11 protein-coding genes and 1 pseudogene are annotated in these 12629 nt (G+C 70.7%); 7 read left to right on the forward strand and 5 right to left on the reverse strand.

Features of this window, described 5'->3' with window-relative positions; all coding sequences use genetic code 11:
• Nucleotides 1-49: 49 nt before the first annotated feature.
• Both ACZ6O2_RS27355 and ACZ6O2_RS27360 read right to left on the reverse strand, forming a co-directional pair.
• A complete protein-coding gene (locus ACZ6O2_RS27355) occupies nt 50-292 on the reverse strand; it encodes a hypothetical protein (RefSeq protein WP_466024862.1) in 243 nt (80 codons plus the stop codon).
• Nucleotides 293-310: 18 nt separating this feature from the next.
• Nucleotides 311-601: pseudogene (locus tag ACZ6O2_RS27360) on the reverse strand (tyrosine-type recombinase/integrase); the annotation flags it as partial.
• A gap of 172 nt (nt 602-773) precedes the next feature.
• Between ACZ6O2_RS27360 and ACZ6O2_RS27365 the strand changes: the two are divergent.
• Together ACZ6O2_RS27365 and ACZ6O2_RS27370 are read left to right on the forward strand one after the other, a co-directional pair.
• On the forward strand, nt 774-2114 hold the full coding sequence (locus ACZ6O2_RS27365; RefSeq protein ID WP_466024863.1) for a low temperature requirement protein A: 1341 nt from the start codon (nt 774-776) through the stop codon (nt 2112-2114).
• A gap of 428 nt (nt 2115-2542) precedes the next feature.
• The gene (locus tag ACZ6O2_RS27370; RefSeq protein WP_466024864.1) at nt 2543-3226 is read left to right on the forward strand and encodes an MFS transporter; all 684 of its coding nucleotides are present in this window, start codon (nt 2543-2545) and stop codon (nt 3224-3226) included.
• Between the two features lie 109 nt (nt 3227-3335).
• On the opposite strand, the gene ACZ6O2_RS27375 is transcribed toward ACZ6O2_RS27370, so the two are convergent.
• On the reverse strand, nt 3336-3677 hold the full coding sequence (locus ACZ6O2_RS27375; protein ID WP_466024865.1) for a hypothetical protein: 342 nt from the start codon (nt 3675-3677) through the stop codon (nt 3336-3338).
• A 223-nt stretch (nt 3678-3900) separates the two neighbouring features.
• Between ACZ6O2_RS27375 and ACZ6O2_RS27380 the strand changes: the two genes are divergently transcribed.
• Complete coding sequence (locus tag ACZ6O2_RS27380; protein WP_350710242.1) at nt 3901-5010, forward strand: prenyltransferase; 1110 nt, start codon at nt 3901-3903, stop codon at nt 5008-5010.
• Here the strand turns inward: ACZ6O2_RS27380 and ACZ6O2_RS27385 are convergent.
• The gene (locus tag ACZ6O2_RS27385) at nt 4998-6371 is read right to left on the reverse strand and encodes a cation:proton antiporter (protein ID WP_466024866.1); all 1374 of its coding nucleotides are present in this window, start codon (nt 6369-6371) and stop codon (nt 4998-5000) included. The genes ACZ6O2_RS27380 and ACZ6O2_RS27385 overlap by 13 nt on opposite strands.
• Nucleotides 6372-7800: 1429 nt before the next feature.
• On the opposite strand from ACZ6O2_RS27385, the gene ACZ6O2_RS27390 reads away from it, so the two are divergent.
• Together ACZ6O2_RS27390 and ACZ6O2_RS27395 are read left to right on the forward strand one after the other, a co-directional pair.
• A complete protein-coding gene (locus ACZ6O2_RS27390; RefSeq protein ID WP_350710238.1) occupies nt 7801-8346 on the forward strand; it encodes an RNA polymerase sigma factor in 546 nt (181 codons plus the stop codon).
• A complete protein-coding gene (locus ACZ6O2_RS27395; RefSeq protein WP_466024867.1) occupies nt 8339-9610 on the forward strand; it encodes a WD40/YVTN/BNR-like repeat-containing protein in 1272 nt (423 codons plus the stop codon). The genes ACZ6O2_RS27390 and ACZ6O2_RS27395 overlap by 8 nt, the downstream gene beginning before the upstream one ends.
• Before the next feature lie 139 nt (nt 9611-9749).
• Here ACZ6O2_RS27395 and ACZ6O2_RS27400 read toward each other — a convergent pair whose 3' ends face one another.
• Nucleotides 9750-10373: a TetR/AcrR family transcriptional regulator gene (locus ACZ6O2_RS27400; RefSeq protein ID WP_350710234.1), complete on the reverse strand. Its 624-nt coding sequence runs from the start codon at nt 10371-10373 to the stop codon at nt 9750-9752.
• 95 nt (nt 10374-10468) lie between these two features.
• Here ACZ6O2_RS27400 and ACZ6O2_RS27405 point away from each other — a divergent pair, with 95 nt between their 5' ends.
• Complete coding sequence (locus ACZ6O2_RS27405) at nt 10469-10951, forward strand: MarR family winged helix-turn-helix transcriptional regulator (protein ID WP_466024868.1); 483 nt, start codon at nt 10469-10471, stop codon at nt 10949-10951.
• Nucleotides 10948-12585, forward strand: a complete 1638-nt coding sequence (locus ACZ6O2_RS27410; protein WP_466024869.1) for an MDR family MFS transporter — start codon at nt 10948-10950, stop codon at nt 12583-12585. The genes ACZ6O2_RS27405 and ACZ6O2_RS27410 overlap by 4 nt, the downstream gene beginning before the upstream one ends.
• Nucleotides 12586-12629: the final 44 nt, after the last annotated feature.

The raw sequence follows: 12629 nt of genomic DNA on the forward strand, positions 1-12629 counted from the left end.
CCGGGTCGGCGGCAGACAGTGAGGATGGCAGCAGAAGCGGGGGTTCGGGTCACGTTGTGCGCTGACGCACTCCGCGGGCGACTCGGACAGCGAGCCAGGTGCCGCCGGCCAAGAGACTCAGTCCGAACAGGGCGATGACAGTTTCATAGATCCGAGAAGAATCGCCGAGAGACGGCCCATCCGGCGGCAGGCCATCCCAAGCGCTCCATGCGCCGTAGACGAACAGCACACCGACAACTGCCAACGCGAGCGCCACAAGCAGAGACGCGGCCCGCCCGATCCACTTCAACATCGCAGCAGTATTGCAGCCCTAGCCGCCCGGCGAGGCCAGACGACTCCAGAATGGAGTTGTCAACGGTTCCGGAGGGTGGTTGGGGGATCTTGCGGCGCCTTCGGTGTCCGTCTCTCCTTGATGGGGGTGGCGACGGTCTTGCGGAAGGTGTGGGGTGACCCATTCGAGATCGGTGTCGGCGCCGGCCTGGCGCCACTGACGGCGGACGTTGTTGGGCGACAGTCAGGTGCCGCGTCTGGAGGCGAGGATCGCGTCACGGGGGTTGTCGGCGGCGACGAGCTTGCGGGCCAGGAGCATGCCGACGGGGAAGCTGCAAGTAGAAGACCGCAGCGGCCCACGGGCCGCACCCCGCGCCTGGGCCGGTCGGCGGCACCGCAGCTCGAGCCCGTTCCGTCGGCGCCGCCCCGCCGACCCGCATAGAATCCGGCCGACCGGCATGAAACAGGCCATTCTGAGCCAGGCGTACTGTCAGACTGGCGCCGTGACGAAGGAAGGACCGACGGCAGGAGGTGACAGGGGGAAGACCCCAGGGCGCAAGCCCGTACGCGCTCACCTGCGCGACGCCGTCGTCAGCCTGCTCGGCAGGCGGCGGGTACGCGAAGGCACCCGCACGGCCACCGAGGAGCTCTTCTTCGACTTGGTCTTCGTGTTCGCCTTCGTTCAACTCGTCGCGCTGATCCGGAGCGACTACACCCCTCAGGGCGTGCTTCGCGGAATGCTCGTGCTGGCCCTGCTGTGGTGGTCCTGGGGCGCCTTCGCGTGGCTGACCAACAACCTGCAGGCCAGTTTCGGGGTGATGCGGTTCGGGTTGTTCGTGGTCACCGGGATCACTTTCGTGATGGCGCTGTCGACCCTCGTCGCGTTCACCGACCGGCCCGGCGGGTTGTACGGCCCGCTCGTCTTCCCCATCTGCTATTTCCTCGTGCGGTCGCTGCACCTGGCGCTGTACGCGTACGCCGTCTCGGCCCGGCACGTGGCCCGGCACATTCTGGTGCCCGCGGTGCCGATGGTCGCCAGCACCGCCCTGCTCGTCTGCGCCGCGCTCGTGCCGCACCGACTCCTCACCGACCAGCGACAGGTCGCCATCGCCGTGACCCTCCTCTGGCTGCTGGCCGTGCTCGTGGACTACGTAGGTAGCTTCACGTTGCCCGTCTGGGAGATCGGCATCTTCTCCGCCCGGCACTGGTGCGAGCGGTACGGGTTGATCCTGATCGTGGCCGTGGGCGAGAACATCATCTCGATCGGAACATCCAGCTCCAACGTGTCGCTCAGTTGGCAGCTCCTGTTCGCCGTGATGCTGGCCATGACCGTCACCGGGGCGGTGCTCTGGACCTACTTCGACGTGGTGGCGCTCGTCGGTGAGCAGGTTCTCGAGCGGGCCGACCCGAAGACCAGATTCGCCCTCGCCCGGGACGCCTACAGCTACCTGCACCTCCCCATGGTCGCCGGCATCCTCCTGCCAGCCCTCGGGATGCGCGAGCTCGTCAAGAACGTCGGCCACATCGATGGACACCACCCCGACGAACGGCTCTCCGCCATCGGGCTCTTCGGCCTCTACGGGGGGATAGCCCTCTTCCTCCTGGCCAACGTCGCCTACCAGCTGCGGATGGCCCACACGATCAGGACAATCATCTGGACCCGGGTGGCTGCCGTTCTGGTGCTGGCCGCGTTCGTCCCTGTCGCACGGCGGATATCGGCCATCGGTGCGCTGGGCCTGCTGGCGGCTGTCTCCTTCATTCTGATCGTCGTGGAGGTCATCGTGGCCGACGGGCAGCGCCGTCGCCTGCGCGAGTCGGGCCTGGCCGCCCGGATGCAGGTTTGAGGAACCTGCATCCGGCGGCCGACTAGATGGTCACGACGATCGTGTTGGCGGTTGCCTCGCCACTGCCCCCGTTCACGCCGCGGGTAGCGTCGTGCCGTGCATGGGTGGGCATTGCGTCGGTGGGGATTCGGGGTGCGGTGGCGGCGATGAGGGCGGCCATCCGACAGCGGGGCTGTCAAGACATGTCGGCTTGAAGCTCGTGAGCCGGCTGGAGTTCGGCTCGGGGGCAGTGGCGATGCGATACGAGCCGAGAAGGTAGCCATCGGGCTGGTAGCCCGAGCCGGCAGCATCATCATGGGGCTCTGGTTCACGGATCTCGTTACTGCAATGCGGCCCCGTGGCTGTCCACAGCTACCGCCTCGCCAACGGACCCGCCGGCTTTCGGGCGAGGTATTGGCGACCGAGGGTCAGGTCCATACACTCACCGCGTGATCCCGCCCGGATACCCCGCCCAGTCTCGACCATCGATGGTTCGCCCGCCCTGGTCGCTTGCCGGCCCAGCGCTTAGTGCGTTCCTCGCCGCCGGACTCCTCATCGCGCCCGTCGGACCGCTGGTCAGCGCCATCACGCGCGACCTCGGACTGTCCACGGCGGGCATGACGATGACCGTGGTCGCACAGTACGTGATGGCAACGGTAGCCCTGGTCGCGCCCGGCTACCTGCTCGGCCGGCGGTGGCCCACCGCAATCGCGTTGCCTGCGCTGGCGCTCCTGATCATCGGTAGCGTCGTGAGCGCGTTCACGCCGGGGTCGGCACTGTTCGCGGTCGGGCGGGTGATCGTCGGGCTGGGTGCCGGAACCGCGGCCGGCGCCGCCCTTGCCCTCGCCAGTCAACTGGTCCGCGGGCGCTCCCGGGCCCGGCTGGTGCTCGGCCTCGCGCTCGGCGCCGCTCTCCTGCTCGGACCCGTCGTGAGCGGCATGCTGGCGCAGGCGCTGAGTTGGCGGACGGCGCTTTTGGCCGACGTGCTGGTGGCCACGGTCGCGCTGTTCAGCACCATGGCAAGCGGCATCGCCATGTGGGTCCTGCGTCCGTCCCAGCCCAGCCCGCCGGCTACCCCTGCTGCCACAACGCCGCGGCCCGGCGCAACCTGGATCGGTGACCCAGGGCGCTGACAATCCGCCCAGTCGTGCCACCGGATGTCGTGGAGGCGGAGACGGTGGCGATGATCTACGACGAGGTCGACGGGTTGGCGGGCCGCACCAGGCCAACGGCAGCGACCGGTCAGATTCGTCTTGGTCGGATGCGATGCCCAGCCCGATGCTGCCCCTCGGCCAGCAGGAGGTCCACGGCGGCGAGGACTGCCTGCCAGGACCGGGTGGCCTCCGGGTCGTGGCGCTTGGCGAGTCGCTCGAAGATGGCGAGGCTACGCTGCACGGACTCCAGGTGCGGATCAAAGACCGAGGGCCGGTTCCAGCGGAGATAGCCCGGTGTCACGTGGAGCCGGACGTAGTTGGCGTTTCGGTAGCGCGGGTTGCTCAGTGAGCGCTGGCGGAGGTAGGCCAACTTCCCGAGCGCCAGCGTGTCGGCGAGAGGCAGCTTCTCGTCATTGGCCGCGTAGGGCATTTTGGCTGAGGTCTTCGCCCTCAAACCAACGGTTTGCGGCCTGTGACGATCGTGAGGGCCCGGGCCGCCGTCGGGGTTGGGACGATCGGACGTCGTGCCGCAGTGGCAATGGACGCTTACCCGACAGATCGTGGCGATTGTCGTTGGCGGGGACGAAGGTTGTGGTCGCGGTCTGAGCACGGGGAGGCGCTACACGATGGACGCGTTGTCGGAACCTCAGTCGATGGCAGGACCTCGCCGGCCTGACGCCGGGCCGGTGGCCGGGCGGGGCGACACTCCGTGGCGGGGTCTCGTCCGACTGGCCCGACTCCGCTTCCTGCTGTACAACCTCCTGCCGGTGGGTCTCGCCGTGGCGGTGTCGGTACACCAGGGCTATCCGCTAGATCTCACGTGGTACGCCGTCGCGCAACTGTTCGCGTGGACGGTCCACGTCATGACGCACTACTGCAACGAGTATTTCGACCTGGCGGCCGACCGGGCGAACGTCTACTTCACGCCGTGGACGGGCGGCAGCCGGGCCCTCGTCGACGGGGTGGTCGCACCCGTGGTGTCGTTCCGCGCCGGAGTCGTCCTGTTCGGCGTGTCGGCGTTGATGGTGGCTGTCATGCCGTCCTGGCAGGCGCGCGTGCTCGCCGCCGCGGCCGTGGTGCTGGCCTGGTTCTACACGGCGCCACCGTTGCGGCTGAACTACCGGGGCGCGGGGGAGATGACGGTCGCCGCGATACTCAACGGCCTGTGGCCGGCCGTCGCGGTGGTGCTCCAGGCCGGCACCGTACCGATGGTGCTGTTGGCCGTGCTGGCGCCCACCGCGGTGCTGCAGGTCGCCCGGATGATGGTGATGAACCTGGGCGACCGCCGATCGGACGCGATGGTCGGCAAGCGCACGCTGCCCGTCATCATCGGTTACCGGCCGGCGGTGCGGGTGATCGTCGGGGCGCAGTTGGTCGGGTACGCGACGCTCACCGTCTTCGCGTTGCTCGGCTGGGTGCCGTGGCTGGTCTGGGCGGCGATGGCCGCCACCGCGCCGCTGTCGGCCTGGCTCGTCGGGCAGCTCCGCGGCGGCGCGATGCGCGACCTCGACCCCCGGCGCATGACACCGGTGGTGTTCTGGGCCTCGAACCACGTGTCCCTGATCGTCGCGGCGGCGATGCTGGGCGTGATCCTGGATGCGGCGCGCCGTTCCGCGGACGGTGGTGCGCTGGCCGTGCTCGGCGCGGTTCTCGCCGGCTACGGGATGCTGTTCGCCCACCGCCTCTGGTTGGCGCGCCGACACTCCGAGCGCGGGCAGGATCTCGCCCAGCGTGCGCGTCCTGAGCCGGCTCAACGAGGTTGAGCGGACGGCTCCCGTGGTGCCCCGGTCGCGTGATCGACTTCCGTCTCCGCCACGACGTCGCCGTCGGAGACCGGTGGGGCCGGTGATCCCGACCGACGTTGGATGAAGTAGTACAGCGGTGTGGCCGCCAGCGTGGTGATGACGGTCATCAGGGCCAGGACGGTGTACAGCGCCGGCGTCACCAGTCCCTTTTCCAGGCCGATGTTCAGCAGGACGAGTTCCATCAGTCCGCGCGCGTTCATCAGGGCGCCGACCGAGGCCGCGGCGCCCCACGGTAGACCGGCCGTGCGGGCACCGATGGTGCACGCCACGCCCTTGCTCAGGAAGGCCACCACGACCACGATCACCAGGACCAGCAGCACACCGGGATCCGTCAACACGCTGAACTGCGTGGCCAGGCCGGAGTAGACGAAGAACGTCGGCAGCAGCAGCCGGACCGTGACCGGCTCGATGCACACCCGCAGGGCCTCGGTGAAGCGGCCACGGGGTATGGCGACGCCGAACAGGAAGGCCCCCACCACCGCGTAGATCCCGACCGCCTCGGTGTACGCGGCACAGAGCAGCAGAATGATCATCGTCGTGATGAGCCCGGCGGGACGCAGCCCGTCGTCGTCCATGGCCCAACGGGCGAGCCTGGCGGACAGGGTGCGACCCACGGTCAGGACCACGAGGACGTAGAGCAGGCCGCCGCCGAGGGCGAGCAGCGCGACCGACGCGTCGCCCTGGGCCGAGGAGACCACCACGGCCAGCAGGACCCAGGCGACGGTGTCGTCGACGGCGGCGCACGCCAGGGCCACCGTCCCGGTGGGGCTGCCGCCGAGATTGTTCTCGTGGATGATGCGCGCCAGCATCGGAAAGGCGGTGATCGCCATTGCCGTGCCGACGAAGAGGGCCGCCTGCCATGCGGCCACCTTCTCGTCGAAGAACGTCCGGTTGCTGGCCAGCACCCAGCCCAGCACCGCGCCGGTGGCGATCGGTGCGATGACGCCGGCGACGGACGACCCGAGCGCCGAACGGAGGTGTCCCGTGAGCACGTCGGTGCGGAACGACATCCCGACGACGAACATGTAGAGGACCAGGCCGAGCTGGCCGGCCACGTAGAGCACGATCAGCGATGGGTGGGCGATGCGGCTACCGGCGTCGCCGGCGTCCAGATGCAGCGTGGTCGGGAACAGCCAGCCTTGCAGGGCGGGCAGCAGGAGACCGAGCAGCGTCGGCCCCAGCAGGAAGCCCGCGACCATGTCGGCGACGACCTGTGGCTGGCCCAGTCGGCGGAGGAGGAGTCCGACCGACCAACAGGTGAACAGCACCACCGCGAGTTGGAGGAAGAAGTGCAGGGACAGGGCGAGATTCGACGGCATCATCACCTCGGCGGTCGCAGGCTTTCTGGTGCGGGCAGGAAGAACTGACGCATGCCGTACCGCGGTGGCCGACGCCGGCACCGGCGGGGAGCCGCGCAGTTCGCCGATGACCACGAGGTGATCGCCGGCCGGGAGGGTGGGGCACCACATCGAGGTCCGCGGTGGCGCGCGCGCCGTCGGTCGGCCAGGACGGCCGCCGGACGGGGAGGTTCGCGGCCGTACGCGCGAGAACTGGTGCTGCCAGAACGCGGACGCGCGCGTCGCGCCGCCGTGCGGCAGGTCGAGCGAGGAATTGGCGCGACTCGGCGCGGCACCGGACGTCGCGTCGGCCGTTCGCGCGACGCCGAGAAGTGGCGGCGGCAGGCACGCGTTTCCACTGGCGAGCAGGTCGTTGTCCGTGGCCGACCAACGCGATCCGCCGGGGCGAGAATGGCAACCTCGGGAGGGTTTACGCATCAGGTCGCGGAAGTCCTCTGGCTTCATCTGTCGTCCTTTCGGGGCGACGGTTCGCCGACGACGCGACTGCCTCAGATAATCGTGTTGCGCACGCGGATACGTCAATGATTCAGCGCTTGGTTCAGCAATCGTGGAGAGTGTCTGGCCGCTGGCGAGGTGGGCCGTGGGCCGGGGGCGGGTGGAGGCGCGGCGGGGCAGGTCGGTGTGCCGGGAGTCGTGAATACCCTGGTAGTTGCCACTGGTCGGGTGGCTGCGGGATCGGCCTCGACGTGCTGGTGGGTTCCTCGCTCGGCCGGTCGGGCCGACGGCGAACTCGGCCGGTGCGGTGCCGGCTCGCGTTGGTACGTGCTGCCGGGCGCGTTTCCCGTGGGCGTTCGGCGGGGCGCGTGACGAAGGTGCGGAAACGAGAATTGGGCCCGCAGAAAATCCCGCGTCGCGAGTGGCCTGTCCGGGCATCGGATTCGCAGAGAAATTGATCACCGTTGGGTCGGAGCCGAGTTCACGGATATGCCTGTGTGGTTCGCGTGTGCGGCGTGGCTGAATCGGTCGTCGGGAATCTTCAGCGTATTCAGGGTCGGGCGCTGTCCTCCGACTGCCGTGCGGCAACAGTTTCCCCGATCCGCCTGTTGGCGCTGACGTCAGGTCGGCGCCAGGAGCGGCATCATGCCGTACTGCGGCGGATCCGGCGCCGTCACGCCTGGGGTCGTCCCACCGCGTCGGTGCCGCGCGAATGGTCGGCGGCACCGGCGATCCTCCTGCCCCATCGGACACGGCCGGAGAACAGCACCGCCGCCGGCGCGGTGGGCAGGGCCACTGCCCCGACTTCCGTGATCCAGACTCCTGGACGGTGACCCGTCGCCGCCCCGCGACGCTTCGCAGGCGCGAGCGAGCGGCGATTCGCCGAGCGGAGGTGTCACCGGGGCGGCTGCTGGTTGGTCTCAAGGGATGCAGAGGTTGAGCAGGAGGAGACGATGTGTCGGACATCCAGGAGCAGATCCGGGAGTTGTACGCCGCCGCGGCGTCGCGTCTGGTGTCGCAGTTGTTCGCGATCACCGGTGACTACGCGGAGGCTCAGGACGTGGTGCAGGACGCCTTCGTGCGGGCGCTGGCCCGGCCGGGTCGGTTCGGCCAGGTGGAGCATCCGGAGGCGTGGCTGCGTACGGTGGCCCTCAACATCGCCCGGAGCCGGCACCGACGCCGGATGGTCTTCGCCCGGCTGGCGCGTTCCGGCCAACTCGACGGTGGACAGCGGGGGGCCGCGGGCATGTCGCCCGACCACGTCGCCCTCGTCACCGCACTCCAGCGGCTGCCGCGCCCGGCCCGTGAGGCCGTCGTGCTGTACCACATCGCGGACATGACGGTGGCCGACGTGGCGGAGACCTTGGGCTGCTCCGTGGAGGCGGTCAAGACCCGCCTCGTCCGGGCCCGTCGTGCCCTCGCCGTCGGCCTCGACGACACCGCCGACATCACCACCGTTCGACCAGCGATCGTGAACGAGAGAGGTTCTCTCCATGCCTGACCTGGACTTTGCCGGGCTCGACCGGGCCGCCCAGGCGGCCTTCAGACCGGACTTCACCGAGGTGTGGCGCCGGGCGGCACGCCGTCGACGGCACATCCGCGTGGCCGCGGCCTCGCTGACCACACTCGCGCTGGTCGCTGTCGCCGGCGTCGCCTCCGCCGGTCTGCACCGCGCGGACCCCCAGGTGTCCGTTCCCGGCCTCGGCGGGACCACGACGCCCGGCTTCATCCCGACGCCAGCGCCTTCCACCAGCCCTGTCCCCGGTGAGGCCCGGACCCCTCGTCCGGGCCCGGTGGTCGCGGGAGACCTCGACCACTTCTACTTCCGCTGGAAGAACTGCCGGGAGGACGACTGCGTGCTGATGGTGTCGGGCACCGCCGACCGTGGCGCGACCTGGCGCAGCCGCGAGCTTCCGCTGTCCGGCAACGCGCTGGTCGCCCTCGCCGCGGCCGGGCAGCGCACGCTGATCGCGTCGTACCAGGTCGCCGTCGGGGCCGGAGACCGGCAGGGCTGGCTTGCGAGCGTCGACGGCGGGGAACGGTGGCGGGAGGTGACGGCGGACACGGCCGTCCAGGTGCCCGACGGATGGCGCGTGCTCAACCACATGATCGGCCCGCGCGCCGACCGGATCGTGGCGGCGGACCCGGCCACGGGTGACGTCGTGCAGGTGGCGCAGACCACGGGGCTGGAGTTGCCCGCGCTCGCGGAAGACGTGCCGCCCGAGGCGGGCATCTGGGGCAGCGGCTACACGGCCGTGGACACGATCGACGGCCGGCTCGTCGGCCGGGGCAGCGCGATCACGGTGAGCCGCGACGGAGGCCGTACCTGGCAGCGACACGTCTTCGCCGGGCCGCTCACCGCCGGCCACGACGTCGCGCTCGACGTGGCCACGTGGGACGGCCGCACCGTCTACGCCGTCGGCAGCATCGACGGCACGCTGGTCGTCCATCGCAGTGGTGACGGTGGCCGGACCTGGCAACGCACCGCCGGCAGCGCGGCCGTGGGTGACCGGCAGCTTCGCGCCTCCGTCCGGTCCGACGGAACGCTGGTCATCCAGGCCGGTCTCGTCGCCGACGACCGGCCGCTGATGTTCAGCAGCGGCGACGGGGGGCAGCACCTGTCCCCGATGGAGCCCGCGCCCGGCGCGGCGGCCGTACCGGTACCGGGCGGATACGCGCAGCGCGGCTGGCCGCACACCCCGGGCACGTGGTGGTCCGCCGACGGGAATACCTGGTCCTTCCTGGGCGCGCCCGACCTGCCCTGACGCGGGGCTCCCGCCGGGCCGGCACCGCCCGGCGGGAGCGCGGGACCGGGCAGCGGTGGTGCGGCGAGATCCACGGATGCGTGCGCACCGTCCGCTGCCGACCGCGGCGGCGGTCGCGGCGTGGGTGGCCGCTGCGGGCTCAGGTGGTGCCAGGTGGGGGAGCGGCAGCCTCGACGGCCGGTGCGGAGGCCGCCTCCGCGAGCGCGGCCCGGAGGGTGTCGCGCAGCGGCCCGTCGGGGTGCTCGATCCAGTGCTGGACGGCGACGCGCAGGGTGGCCAGGAAGGTCGCCGCCAGGACCCGGGCCCGCAGCTCCGGGTCGGGGCCGGCCAGCCGGTGGACGAACTCGTCGGCGAGTTCGCGCTCGATGGTGGTGTACGCCGCGATCTGCTGGGCGACGAGTCCCGGGTGTCCCCGCAGTTGGCGGCGGCGGACCAGCCACGAGGGGGGCGTGCTGCCGTACACCTCCTCGGCGAGCTGTTCGGCGGCCCGGCTCAGCGCGCGCCAGGGCGGCGCGTCGGGTGGTTGCTGGCGGACCAGCTCCAGCAGTCGGCGAAGTCGCACGGCGTCGCCGTGGAAGATCGCCTCCTCCTTGCTGGAGAAGTAGTTGGAGAACGTCCGGCGGGACACGTTCGCGGCATCGGCGATCGCCTCGACGGTGACGCGGTCGAGCCCGTGCTCGGAGGCCAGGCGCAGAGCCGCCTCGTGCAGGGCGAGGCGGGTTGCCGCCTTCTTGCGCTCCCGTAGCCCGGTGGCCTCGTCCATGCCGTCAGCCTAGTGCCGACGTGACTCGTTTCTCACTGCGCAAACTTGCCCATTGGGCAAGATCGGCAGATGCTTGTATGCGGCAACCATCTGCGATGTGGGGGGAAACGGTGGACGGCACCGCTCGTCAACTCGGCACCAGGCTGCACGAACTGGTCCGGACCGTACGGCTGATCCGGCGGCGTCGGGCCGACGTGCGGCCGCTCGTGCCGCTCGGCCTGGTCGGCATGCTCATGCAGATCGACCGGCTTCCCGCCGGCTGCCATGCGCGGGAGCTCGCCGCCCGCACCGGGCTGGACCCGTCGACCGTGAGCCGCGCGATCGCCTCGCTCGTCGGGCTCGGCCTGGTCGAGCGGGGCGCCGACCCGACCGACATGCGAGCCAGGGTCCTGGCCGTCACCCCTGACGGCCGGGCCGCCCTGACCGAGATCTTCGACTGGTACGGCGGGGTGCTCGAGCGGGCGCTCGCCGACTGGACGCCCGACGAGATCGCGGCGCTGAGCGGGGCGCTCGGCCGGTTCACCCGCGACGTCGAGACCGCCCTCGGACACCACGACAACCTGGAGGCCGCGCGATGAGCGCACCCACCACGACGACCGGCGACACGCCGATGACGCATCGGCAGACGCTGGAGGCGCTCAGCGGCCTGCTGCTGGTGCTCTTCGTCGCCATGCTCAGCGGCACCGTCGTCTCGACGGCGCTGCCGAAGATCATCGGCGCGCTGAACGGGTCGCAGACCCAGTACACGTGGGTGGTCACCGCCACCCTGCTCACCGCGACCGCGACCACCCCGATCTGGGGCAAGCTCGCCGACCTGTTCAACAAGAAGCTCCTGGTGCAGGTCGCCATCGTCGTCTTCCTGGTCGGCTCGGTGGTCGCCGGCCTCGCCCAGACCGCCGGCCAGCTCATCGCCGCGCGTGCGTTCCAGGGCATCGGCGTCGGCGGCCTCCAGGCGCTCGTCCAGGTCGCCATCGCGGCGATGATCCCGCCGCGGGAGCGCGGCCGGTACAACGGCTACCTCGGCGGCGTCATGGCCGTGGCGACGGTCGGCGGCCCGCTGCTGGGTGGGCTCATCGTCGACACGTCCTGGCTCGGCTGGCGCTGGTGCTTCTTCGTCGGGGTCCCCGTCGCCGTCCTCGCGCTGATCCTCCTCCAGGTCACCCTGCGCCTGCCCACGGTCCGCCGCGACAACGTGAAGATCGACTACCTGGGCGCCAGCCTGATCGCCGCCGGGGTCAGCGTGCTGCTCATCTGGATCTCCTTCGTCGACGACTCGTTCGCCTGGGTCTCCTGGCAGAGCGCGGCGATGGTGGGCGGCTCGGTCCTGCTGCTCGCCCTGGCGGTCTGGGTGGAGGCGCGGGCTGACGAGCCGGTGGTCCCGCTCGACCTGGTCCGCCAGCGCACCACCGCCCTGGCCATCCTCGGCAGCCTCGCGGTCGGCATGGCCATGTTCGGCGGCGCCGTCTTCCTCGGCCAGTACTTCCAGATCGGCCGCGGCTACAGCCCGACGGAGGCCGGGTTGCTCACCATCCCGATGATGGCCGGCGTCCTCGGCTCGTCGATCGTCGCCGGTCGCCTGATCACCAGGACCGGGAAGATCAAGCCCTACATCCTCGTCGGGGCGGTCGTGCTCGTCGCCGGTTTCGCCCTGCTCGGCACCATCGACCACGAGACGTCGCTGGTGCTGGTCGGCGCGGCCATGTTCATCGTGGGCGTCGGGGTCGGCATGACCATGCAGAACCTCGTCCTCGCCGTGCAGAACACCGTCTCCCTCAAGGACATCGGCTCGGCCAGCTCCACCGTGGCGTTCTTCCGCTCCCTCGGCGGCACCATCGGGGTGTCGGTGCTCGGCGCGGTCCTCGCCCGCCGGGTCACCGAGCAGATCACCACGGACCTCGCCGCCGCGGGCATGCCCACCTCCGGCGGGGGGACCGGCAGCCTCAACATCGACGCCATGCCGGCCGCGGTCCAGCAGATCGTCCGGGCCGCGTACGGCGACGCCACCGGACACATCTTCCTGATCTCCGCGGCCATCGCCGTCGTCGGCGTCCTCGCGGCGGCCCTGCTCAAGCCGGTCACCCTGCGCACCAGCCTGGACCTGCCGGACGCCGCCACCTCGGCGGCCGTCGCCGCCGACGCCGTCGACGGCGCTCCCGCCTTCGACCAGGTGGACGTGGACGCCGTGGCGAAGGAGTCGTCGGCCCGCCGCTGAGGTCCGCCCCACGTCAGCAGGGGCCGCCGCCGTAGGAAGACGGC

It is taken from the genome of Micromonospora sp. NPDC048040, assembly GCF_055587185.1.

Excerpts from the sequence above, each read along its gene's own strand:
- ACZ6O2_RS27355 (WP_466024862.1), bottom strand. The coding sequence starts at position 292 with ATGTTGAAGTGGATCGGGCGGGCCGCGTCTCTGCTTGTGGCGCTCGCG.
- ACZ6O2_RS27375 (WP_466024865.1), bottom strand. The coding sequence starts at position 3,677 with ATGCCCTACGCGGCCAATGACGAGAAGCTGCCTCTCGCCGACACGCTG.
- ACZ6O2_RS27380 (WP_350710242.1), top strand. The coding sequence starts at position 3,901 with ATGGCAGGACCTCGCCGGCCTGACGCCGGGCCGGTGGCCGGGCGGGGC.
- ACZ6O2_RS27385 (WP_466024866.1), bottom strand. The coding sequence starts at position 6,371 with ATGCCGTCGAATCTCGCCCTGTCCCTGCACTTCTTCCTCCAACTCGCG.
- ACZ6O2_RS27395 (WP_466024867.1), top strand. The coding sequence starts at position 8,339 with ATGCCTGACCTGGACTTTGCCGGGCTCGACCGGGCCGCCCAGGCGGCC.
- ACZ6O2_RS27400 (WP_350710234.1), bottom strand. The coding sequence starts at position 10,373 with ATGGACGAGGCCACCGGGCTACGGGAGCGCAAGAAGGCGGCAACCCGC.
- ACZ6O2_RS27405 (WP_466024868.1), top strand. The coding sequence starts at position 10,469 with ATGTGGGGGGAAACGGTGGACGGCACCGCTCGTCAACTCGGCACCAGG.
- ACZ6O2_RS27410 (WP_466024869.1), top strand. The coding sequence starts at position 10,948 with ATGAGCGCACCCACCACGACGACCGGCGACACGCCGATGACGCATCGG.